Raw genomic sequence first — 10,836 nt, 5'->3', positions numbered from 1 at the left:
AACTTAATGGCAGTGACTCCACGCACAGCTTTTTCTGTAATTTGGCATAAATTTTCTTCTCGTGCGAGGGAGTCAGATTAAAGCTACGATAGCTACTACGCAATTAAGCACTAGCTAGTCACACAAAAAAAGGAAAAGGATAGTGAAGTTTATTCATGCAGCAGACATACACCTGGATAGCCCGTTAACCGGATTGAGCGCATACGCCGATGCCCCGGTGGAAATGCTGCGCACGGCGACTCGCGATGCGTTTACCAACTTGGTTACCGAAGCGATTGAGCAAGCGGTAGACTTTATGCTGATTGCCGGCGACCTTTATGATGGCACCTGGAAGGATCACAACACCGGCATTTATTTCTGTAAAGAAATGGGCCGCCTGAAAAAAGCGGGTATTCCGGTGTATCTGCTGTTCGGCAACCACGATGCCGAAAGTGAAATGACCAAGAAACTGCAACTGCCTGACAATGTCTTCAGCTTTGATACCCGCAAACCCAGTACGTTTCTTCTCGATGACTTAAAGGTTGCCCTACATGGCCGCAGCTTTAAGGAAAAAGAGACTTTAGAAAACCTCGTTACAGGGTATCCGGCACCGGAACCAGGCATGTTCAATATTGGCGTGCTACACACCGCGCTGGAGGGCAATGCGGCACATGCTACCTATGCCCCGTGCAGTTTGGATGAACTGCATGCCAAGGGCTACCACTACTGGGCATTGGGTCATGTACATGAACATCAAATATGGGAAGGTGCTTCGACAGTGGTTTTCCCTGGCAATCTGCAAGGACGGCATATCCGGGAGACCGGACCGCGTGGTGCCGTGATGGTGACGGCAGACGAGCAGGGCATTCAGGACATTCAGCGCCTGTTCGTCGATGTTTTGCGCTGGGCCAATCTTGAAGTCGATGCCACCGATTGCAAAACACTATCGGAAGTAGTGACCGTCATAGGCAAAGCGCTTGAAGAGCTGGTAGAAAACAGCCCGTCGACCATCCCCATAGCAGTTAGAGTCACCGTCAGCGGCAAAACGACCGCGCACGGCGATCTTTTCGGACTGGAGTCGCAATTGCGTGCCGAAGTCTTGGCCTTGGCAGTTGCTATCGGCGCTGAACGGCTTTGGATTGAAAAGGTCAAGGTGGCCACTTCAGCGGCAGATGACGGTGAGGCGGTGCGAGCACGCGCCGATGCACTATCCGATTTGCAGGATCTGCTGCAGGCGGCTGAATCAGATGCCGACTTCCTGAAAAGCTTGCAAGATGATCTGTTGGGCCTAGTCAATAAAGCCCCCTTGGAGTTGCAAACTACTGTGCCTTACTTTAAAGCCATTCGCTCTGGCGATCTGGTGGATTTGGTTCGCGAAGTCCGTCCGGGGCTGGTGTCTCATTTAGCCAAGCTGGAGTGAGCTGACGATGCGCTTCCACCGCTTGGACTTAATCAAATATGGCAAATTCTCTGACCGCTCGGTTGAGTTTCCCGCTGCCAACCAAGATTTTCATTTAATTGTCGGACCGAATGAGGCCGGCAAGTCCACCTTGCGATCCGCCATTGTTGATCTGTTGTTCGGCATCCCTTCGCGTTCCGTTCATGGTTTCCTGCACCCGCTTAACGAATTGCGCTTAGGAGCTTACATTAGCAATGCAGCAGTTACGCTTGAATTTCAGCGCGCTAAAGCGCTAAGACAAACCCTACGCTCACCACAGGATGTCGTCTTGCCAGATACCGCGCTGACACCGTTTCTCGGGACTGCGGATAGAAGTTTCTTTGATCAAATGTTTGGTCTTGACCATACCCGCTTGGTGTCCGGCGGCAATAGCATCCTGAATGCCGAGAATGACGTCGGTCAGATTCTGTTTCAATCAGCAGCGGGTGTTGCCAGTCTCGGTAAAATTCGTGATGCGCTGGTCGCCGAAGCGGATAAACTGTGGGCGCCCCGAAAAGCCAATGAGCGGGCGTATTACATCGCTGCAGACCAGCTCGACAAGGCAAGCACTGCATTAAAGGAAGCCACGGTTCGCACTAAAGTCTGGGTGGAGGCCAATAATAAGGTCGAATCTCTGCAAGAAGCACTCAGTCATGAGCGTGAACGCCATCAGCAACTCCAAAGCCAGCGCAACAGCCTTGAACGTATTCGTCGGCTAGCCCCGTTTCTGATGACGCTAAGGGAAAATGAACAGAAACTGGCTGAAATGGGTGAGGTGATAGAACTACCGGCAGAGGCTGCGGCCACTCTCGCAAGCGCAGAACGTGAGCTTGCTATCGCTCTTCAGCGCCTGGAGCTGCGCAATGGCGAGCTTGAAAACATCACGGAAGCGTTATCACTCATCGATGTGGACGAAGCCGTACTTGAATTGGCAGCCGACATAAGCAAACTGGATAACCTTCGCCTGCAATACAGCGCTTACAACCGCGATATCGCCAATCGAAAAAATGAAATAGCCGCACTTTGGCAAGCCGTTGGTCTTGCCTGCACCCAGCTGGGTTGGGCGCCAGACTCTGAAAGCACAATTGTCCAACGGCTGCCGACACTGCTGGTGCGACGCGAACTCAGGCAACTGATCCGCGACCGTGGCGGTATTATTCAGACCTTACGGGCAGCAGAACAGGCAGAAAAGACCAAGCTTTCTGAAATCAAAGCGCTATCAACACAACTAGCTGACTTACAAACTGGTGAGATCAAGCCTGCGCTGCGTGCAGCGTTAGCAAACGCCAAATCATTCGGTGACACCGAGATAGCTATCCAAAAGCTACAGGCTACGCTGAGCAAGGCGAAGTCAACGTTGGAAGCTTTATTATTGGAGTTGGGGCAATGGAGCAAGCCCTTGTCTGAATTAATGGCGCTAGAGCCAGCTAGCCAAGAAAAAATAAACCGATTGATACAAGAGCGGCAGGCGCTTATTGCTGACCGGAAAGCTGAATTACTGCGGCTAAAAAATCAAACAGCCGCGGTTGCCAAGATTGAATTGCAAATTGCTCAATTTAAAGCGCTGCATCATCCCATTACACTTGAAGCGGTGATTGAAGCTCGAACTGAACGCGATGCTTCATGGCAAGCTATCAAAACCGGTGAAATGGATCTGCTTCAAGAAGCGCTAAAGTTTGAAGCAAAAATTGTCTCTGCCGACCAAGTCGCCGATAGACGACTCGACGATGTCGAGGAAGCAACCGAACTCCAAAGCTTGAATCAGTTGCTTGAACGGGAGCAGCAGAGCCTAACGCTGATAGAAGGCCAATCTGCACAATTGGAACAACACCTTCAACTGTTTGATGACCGATGGGCTCAAGAGGCGATAAGCATGGATTTGGCCGGCATGCACCTAGAAGACATGGGTGCCTGGATTCTTAGGCGGGAGAGGGCACTGTCTGCTGGGATTGCCTATCAAGAGGCACAGAGTGACGTGGAGTCATTTTGCCAATCAATTGCAGCATCCAGATTAACCCTCGCCAAGGCCTTACAAGAAGCCGGGCTTCCTGTGGTCGATACGGATAGTTTGTCTGTCCTGTGTATTCAGGCAGAAGAGTATATTCAAGCCATAGACAGCGCTAAAATTCGGCACGAAACCTTATCGGCTCAATGTCTTACCGCACAGTCACTGGCGACTACATTAAAACAAGCCACTGAGGATGCAAAAACGGAGGAAAGCCGCTGGTCTGAAGCTTGGTCAAAAACGCTGACCAAAACGGGGCTGCCCCCTGACAGCGATATTGGCACGGCGGAAGGCGCTCTCGAGCTCATCGAGCAAATAGCCGAAAAGCTAGACAAAATGCGGCAGATTCAAGTCGAGCGTATCGACACCATGAATGCTGATCTGCAGGCATTTTTTATCGAAGCTGATCGACTCGCACAAATTATTGCCACTGAGCTGAAAGATCAGCCAGCTGAGAAAATTGCGCAAACATTAGCCTATCGATTAGCTCAAGCTCGCGAATCTTTTGCGGAAAGCAATCGACTGAAGGAAGCCCTGCGTGTCGCAAACAATCAGGTGATGGAAGCCAAGGAATCAAGTCAAACAGCAACGGCGAGTTTGAAACCATTAATGGAAAAAGCAGGTGTCGACACCACGGCTTTGTTGGATGAAGCGATTGGTCGGTCTGACGAGCAACGTCGCCTACATGCAAATTCGGCAGCAGCTAAGGCCAGTCTTCTCAATGGGGGAGATGGTCTGACACGGGAGCAACTCGAAGCGGAGATTGATGCGGCTGACCTGCTTCAGCTGGCCGCCGAACTCACACACATCAACGACGAAATTTCTGATGCTGTGCTACAGCAAACGACGCTTTCGGCTGATCATGCAAATGCCTTACGAATCTTGTCCGAAATTGGTGGATCAGACGCGGCCACCCAAGCAGAGGCTCAACGTCAAGAAGCGCTTGCGCAAATGTCGGATGTTGCAGAACGTTACGTGAAAGTTTTTACCGCCGGGCGCTTGTTGCGTTGGTCAATTGACCGCTATCGAGAAGAGAAGCAGGGACCATTGTTGCAGCGTGCGGGTGCAATATTTTCAACATTAACCTCCGGATCGTTTAGCAAGCTGATTGTGGATTTTGAACGGGAACCCATGGTCCTAGAGGGGCTACGCTCCGATGGCAAGCTGGTCGGTATTTCTGGCATGAGTGACGGCACAAGAGATCAGCTTTACTTGGCACTTAGGCTGGCAGCTCTTGAAATGCACTTGGAACAGGCTATGCCATTGCCCTTTGTCGCAGACGATCTATTTATCAACTACGATGATGTCCGATCAAAAGCGGGGTTTGATGCACTTAAGGCATTGTCAGAACAAACCCAAGTGATCTTCCTGAGCCACCATGACCATTTGATTCCGACGGTTCAAGAGGTGTTTGGCAAGCACGTAAATGTGGTGTGCTTGTGATTGGCATTCCGATGATTTGAGAAATTTATAGATAAAATCTCTAAAATATTTACTTCAATCAGCCAAACAGCATTTACCGGAAAACTCTGAAACCGAATTTACTCAAACAAGGACGACTTATGTTCATTGTAAGCGCACTTAAATTCGCTCTCTACCCAAAACGCGCAGAGTCTGATTTTATTATCGACTTTTCACCGCTATGTCGCTAAAGGTGTTAAGCCGCTTGATTGGTGCTGATGTAAACTCCGTAGTGGATGGGGATGAATGACATGCGTCCGATTACGCAGGGCTAATCGGACCTGAGCGGGCTGATCTCTATAAAATCCTATCAATCGTCGTTCCGGCAAAGAATGCCGAACCCAGGGCCGCATGGATAGTGCTGCTAAATCTGCCGTCCATGGCGCTGGATGTCCGCTTCCCTGTGGGCATGATGGAACTGTTTTGGTATGGCTGAATAAGCTTACTAATCAGTTATAAGGCAATCCAAAGTACTCATTAAGCTTAGGCCGAACGATTTTGTTTGTTTCTGGAGAAACCCAATAACCCCAAAAGACCCGATGTAAATAGCCATGCAGCAGTCGGAATGGGTACTGCAGAGACCGTCCGTGTAAATGCACAGCTTTCATCTCCAGATGAGCATGCGATGAAAGCCACTTCTGAAGTTATTTCATTGTTGTCAGCATCCAAACCGCTTATATCTATACCAAGTCCGGCAGTGTAGAAAATGTAGTCACCGGGTGCTGCTGAGCCATCTGTAGGTGTAAATTCAGCTAGCAGAAAATAGCGGCTTTCTCCGGCAGTCATGGTGAAAGGTTGTTCAATTTGGAACCAAGTGCTGGTGCCCTGTTCGATAGTGTATTCACCAGCAGAACACCCATTACCAAAATTACCACTACAGTTTCTTGAAACAAAAAGATTGCTGCCGGTAATGGACGCAAAAGGCGCATCAAAAATGTTCAAATTGTAATTGTTTCCTGTGGTGGGAAAGATAGACGCATCAATCCCGTATGGAGATGGAATGCTAGGGTCATAGGTAAACGTATCCGATGAGGAGGATAATGATAGTGTTCCCCAAACTTGAATGACTTCTGTAGGTAAAGCAATACCTGTGGGAGTTTTGTAGGTCAAAGTGGCTTCTATAGCAGCATAAGTAGGAAGACTGCTAGTTGAAAGTAATATAAGCGTACTGATTACTTTTAAATTCATTTTTAATGCCTTAAATTTAATAATGAGTGGTGATTATTTAATCACTCGATTACGTAAGCGATATCTGTGCCAAATTATATAAATAATCTAATTTCAAATGGATGGCGCGTTTTAATTCCTGCTTGATTCAAGCAGTCGACAACGTTGTAAAGAATCCTGACACCCTAATCTAGCTCAATAGCTGTTTGCTGGTTATTTACCGGAATAAATGTGTAACGTATTTCGACAGCTAGGATACGGTTCGTGCTTCACCGCATTTACCGTGCTATAGGTAGTAATTATCCAAACAGCATGTTCGCGTCTCTGCTATAAACGTTATGCAATTCAAACTTGGTACTATTTTCCGAGGAGATAAAAATGTCTAATGAAGGCTATCACGAACCAATAGAAGAACTCACAAACGAAACCAGAGATATGCACAGAGCTATTACATCACTAATGGAAGAGCTTGAGGCTGTAGACTGGTACAACCAAAGAGTTGATGCGTGCAAAGATGCAGACTTAAAAGCGATTCTTGCGCATAATCGAGATGAGGAAAAAGAACATGCGGCAATGGTACTTGAATGGATAAGAAGGCAAGACCCTAGATTTGATAAGGAATTAAAAGATTACTTGTTTACAAATAAACCAATAGCCCATAAATAAAATACATTACCCATTCGTCAAGCAGGACGCGCTATTGCGCGCCCTTATGTCAGGCGTTATACCCAATAGCTTGAATTGAGATCAAACAAAAAGTAACAGAACTTTCTCCAGAGGAGACTACGAGGGTGATTTTTCCTATTTATCTGCATGTATGCCTGATTAATCTTGGCCTGCCAAAAACTTCCATAAATCTTCCTGCTGGGGTATATCGAGTATAGCTTGCGTAGCGAGTTGAGCCGATACACTGACACCTGCTACCCCGCCACCGGGCCGGGTCCAGTGTCCGGTATGATAAAGACCGGGCAAAGCACCGCGCACGCTGGGCCGATTGGGGCCGATTTGCTTGGGGCTGGGTGCAAAGCCATAGGCTGCGCCTTGCTGATTCAATGTGTAGCGTTCCAGGGTTCTCGGTGAACCCGCTTCCACCAATAACAGATGATCATTCAAGCCGGGAAAATACTGCTCGGCTTTTTCCAATAACCTTTGTTGGTACTCTTGTTTAGCCTGCCGCCAGGATAGGCCGATTTGGAATGGGCATAGCGTAGTCAACAACATGATGTGTTTTCCTTTAGGTGCCAGAGAGGAATCGGTTAAGCTAGGCAGGGTGGCGGTAAACCAATTGGAATGGCCATCCCGTGTCAGTGCGTAGCCGGTTTCGTGATCGAAGGATTCGTAGAAAAATGACTCATGGCTATGCACTTCTTCATCCAATGGCAAATCAGTTGCTATGTAGTTGGCGAAAATCGATAAGGACGGGGTTAATTGCGCCAAATTTTCGCAATAGTTTTCCGGCAAATGTTCGGGGCCGATTAATAACTCGGCTGTCTGCCTAAGGTCGATATTGGACACCACGATTTTGGCCCGTATAAGCTGGCCATTCTCCAGCATAATGCCACTTGCTTTGCCTTGATCGACACAAATACGACGCACACTGGCGTTGAGTAACACTTCACCGTCTTGCTTGGTCACAGCGGCTGCCAGCAGATTGGCATAAGTTTGGAAGCTGCCGCGACAATAATAGCCGGCTTCGTAAATATAGCCCGCCATCATGCTGGCCCAATATAGAAACGATAACTGAGAGGGTGGCAAGCCTAAGTAGGGCCAAAGCGCGGCGCAGGCGCTTTTCAGGCGCGGATCAACCAGAAATGCATCCAGCGCTTCGGTCAATGTCGTATGGCGATAGCGAAACAAATTACTCAGCACTTGCGCTGGCGAGACCCGGCTGGTTTTGCTTTGATCCAGTATTTCTTCGGCTAACATGGCTTCTTCTGCCAATAGTTTGCAAAGCCGAATTAGCGAAAGCAGATTGTCTTTTTCAGCTGGAAAATGCTCGGTCAATCCGCTAACAAAAGCTTCTTCGCCTGCTCGCAAGGGGATTTCGAATTCCGGGAAAACGACTCGGGCATAGTTTTGGATAGGTAGGAAAATAGCTTGTGGGTCTATGCCCACTGCCTGGCAAATCTTATGAATAGTGCTGCCGTTGCGATAGCCTTCAGGCCCGCAACCACTGACCAAATGCACCCCAGCGTCGAAATGAAAATCCCGGCGCCGAAAACCATGCGCGTAACCGCCCGGCCTGTCGTGCCGTTCTACTAATAACACCGACTTTCCGGCCTTTGCCAACAAAGCGGCCGTGCTCAAGCCGCCAATGCCTGCGCCTATGACGATTACATCGTAAACTTCTTTTTCCGATTCCCTGAGAACGCCGCGCATTGATAGTCTGCTATGAGGATAATGTCCGGGTTAGCTTAGAAAAAACCTGGGTAAAATACAAGCAGAGGGTTTTTAAGTCGGGAAAGATGAGAGCATCCAAACTGCTTGCCCGCACTCCGCTGGTTGTTTACCCATAGCTATCTAAAACCAGGCAAAAAAGAATTTTTCCTATAGTAGCTTAACGGCCTAGCGATGATAATGTCCGATTTCACCAGACTTTGCTGCATGAGCCTTCGTTATCAGATTATTTTTCGCATCTTGCTGTCATCATTGTGCATCTTGGTATTGGGTGGTGCGTTGGCTATTTGGCAAGCGCGCTTGGCAGTGGAAAAAGAAGTCGATGCCTCTATTCAATTGGCCTTGCAATTAATTACCTTGGGTATGGTAGACACGCCTTCACCGCTACAGATTGATGATCTATCTCGCTTTAGTGCTTTACGGCAAACGCGTCATTTAAGTATTCAATTACAACACCCGAATGGCCAACTGATTCAGTTCGCCGGCGAATCGCAACACCGTCATCCGGAACAGATGCCGCCAGACTGGTTTATTCGCTGGGTTAAAGGCGATTACCCCAAAGTCGAACATCAAATAACTACCCTGGATGGTGGCGTCATTACTTTAATTATTCAGGCACAGCCGCTGGATGAAATTACCGAGGTCTGGCAAGAGAGTCTGGGGTTTTTCACCTCTATTTCTTTGCTAACCTTGTTGACGTTTTTGGCCGTCAATCTGGTACTGAATAAATCACTCAAAACTATCAATGTCATCGTCGAGACTTTGCGTGTGATTGAAACTGGCCAGTATCGCCAGCAACTGCCAACATTTTCTACTGCAGAATTCGACAGTATTGCCAAGGCGATCAATCATATGACAGTGGAGTTGGAAAAAACCCAGCAGGAAAATCATGCATTAACTCAGCATTCTTTAGAAATTCAGGAGGAAGAACGCCAGCGCTTGTCTCAGGAATTGCATGACGAATTTGGCCAGTCTCTGACCGCTATCAAAGTAATGGCTGTTACGGCGGCTCAACCAAAGGCCGATAGCGGTAAAATCACCCGCAGCATCACAGAAATATGTGATCACTTGATGTTGGTGCTGCGCTCGATGATGCAACAATTGCATCCCTTGGTGCTGACAGAGCTGGGGTTGAAGGCCACTTTAGAAGAGATGGTCAACCATTGGTCAGAACGTAACCCGGATCTGGATTTAAGCATTCAATGCGCTGATGAGGTGGATGGGCTGGACAAAAACATTACCCGACAAATTTTTAGGGTGATACAGGAATGTTTAACCAATGTGGTTAGGCATGCTCAGGCCGATCATGTGTCGATTGATCTGAGTCTTTCAGCTGAAAAAAAATTGGTTTTGAGAGTGGTCGATGATGGACAAGGTTGCAATTTGCATATGCTTAGTCGCGGGTTTGGCTTGCGTGGCATCAAAGAACGCATCAAATCGCTAGATGGGGAAATTACTTTACACTCGCAACCCGGTGCCGGTATGCGAATTACCGCCTGGATACCCGTATCATGAACGCTAAAATAAAAACTATTCTGGTCGATGATCATGCCGTAGTGCGAGCCGGCTTTAAAATGCTGTTGGCTGCCGGCGATACCATAGAAGTCATTGGCGAAGCATCCCGCGGAGAACAGGCCATTCAGTTGTATCAGGAATTACAGCCGGATATCGTGATAATGGATTTATCCATGCCGGGCATTGGTGGTTTGGAAACCATACGCCGCATTGTGCTGCGTGATAGCGAAGCGCTGATTCTGGTTTTTAGTGTTCATCACGAACAGGTTTATGTTAATCGGGCTTTGAGTGCCGGCGCCAAAGGCTATATCACCAAAAACAGTGCACCGGAAATTCTGGCCGAAGCCATCATGAGTATCCTGCAAGGCGATACTTATGTGGAGCGTGGTTTATTGAAAGTCAGTGCCGATAATCTGGCTCAAACTGATCAGCAGGCGGCGATTGCGGCTTTTTCGCCACGTGAATTTGATGTATTTAGTTTGCTGGCGCAAGGGTTGACGGTGCATAAAATTGCCGACCAGCTTTGTCTTGGGCATAAAACCGTCGCCAACTATGCCACCCAAATCAAGAAGAAACTACAAATCAATACCACCGCCGAACTAGCACATATTGCAGTCAATTTAGGGGTGACAGGGCGCTGATTTTTGAGGCTTTATCAGTGCATAATCATGTTGCACCCGGCTAAATAACTCGCCGAGGGGGCTATGGCTTTTACAGGTCGGTTAGGAATATGCATGGAATATCATATGCAAGAATCCTGTGTAGGTGCGGATTTATCCGCACAGTGCGAATAAATTCGCACCCACAGCTGACGAACTTGTTTCATGCGCATTCCTTAGTAAGATTTATGACGAATTGAGTTAAGAGATTACAG

7 protein-coding genes are annotated in these 10,836 nt (G+C 48.1%); 5 read left to right on the top strand and 2 right to left on the bottom strand.

Annotation, left to right across the window (positions count from 1 at the left end; genetic code table 11):
* Nucleotides 1–142: 142 nt before the first annotated feature.
* Together A1359_RS16445 and A1359_RS16440 are read left to right on the top strand one after the other, a co-directional pair.
* Nucleotides 143–1,399 (top strand): metallophosphoesterase family protein, encoded by a 1,257-nt coding sequence (locus A1359_RS16445; protein ID WP_066985619.1) that lies wholly within the window; start codon nucleotides 143–145, stop codon nucleotides 1,397–1,399.
* 7 nt (nucleotides 1,400–1,406) lie between these two features.
* Nucleotides 1,407–4,865, top strand: coding sequence for a YhaN family protein (locus A1359_RS16440; RefSeq protein WP_066985617.1), 3,459 nt, complete (start codon nucleotides 1,407–1,409; stop codon nucleotides 4,863–4,865).
* A gap of 501 nt (nucleotides 4,866–5,366) precedes the next feature.
* Here the strand turns inward: A1359_RS16440 and A1359_RS16435 are convergent.
* On the bottom strand, nucleotides 5,367–6,071 hold the full coding sequence (locus tag A1359_RS16435; RefSeq protein WP_066985615.1) for a hypothetical protein: 705 nt from the start codon (nucleotides 6,069–6,071) through the stop codon (nucleotides 5,367–5,369).
* A 357-nt stretch (nucleotides 6,072–6,428) separates the two neighbouring features.
* Here A1359_RS16435 and A1359_RS16430 point away from each other — a divergent pair, with 357 nt between their 5' ends.
* On the top strand, nucleotides 6,429–6,716 hold the full coding sequence (locus A1359_RS16430; protein WP_066985611.1) for an encapsulin-associated ferritin-like protein: 288 nt from the start codon (nucleotides 6,429–6,431) through the stop codon (nucleotides 6,714–6,716).
* A gap of 159 nt (nucleotides 6,717–6,875) precedes the next feature.
* On the opposite strand, the gene A1359_RS16425 is transcribed toward A1359_RS16430, so the two are convergent.
* Complete coding sequence (locus tag A1359_RS16425; RefSeq protein ID WP_066985607.1) at nucleotides 6,876–8,429, bottom strand: phytoene desaturase family protein; 1,554 nt, start codon at nucleotides 8,427–8,429, stop codon at nucleotides 6,876–6,878.
* A 225-nt stretch (nucleotides 8,430–8,654) separates the two neighbouring features.
* Between A1359_RS16425 and A1359_RS16420 the strand changes: the two genes are divergently transcribed.
* Nucleotides 8,655–9,962, top strand: a complete 1,308-nt coding sequence (locus A1359_RS16420) for an ATP-binding protein (protein ID WP_066985604.1) — start codon at nucleotides 8,655–8,657, stop codon at nucleotides 9,960–9,962.
* On the top strand, nucleotides 9,959–10,603 hold the full coding sequence (locus A1359_RS16415) for a response regulator transcription factor (protein ID WP_066985600.1): 645 nt from the start codon (nucleotides 9,959–9,961) through the stop codon (nucleotides 10,601–10,603). Before A1359_RS16420 ends, A1359_RS16415 begins: the two co-directional genes overlap by 4 nt.
* Nucleotides 10,604–10,836: the final 233 nt, after the last annotated feature.

It is taken from the genome of Methylomonas lenta, from assembly GCF_001644015.1.
Lineage (GTDB): Bacteria > Pseudomonadota > Gammaproteobacteria > Methylococcales > Methylomonadaceae > Methylomonas > Methylomonas lenta.
Note: the sequence above shows the minus strand (reverse complement) of the source record. Positions and strands in the feature narration are given on the sequence as shown.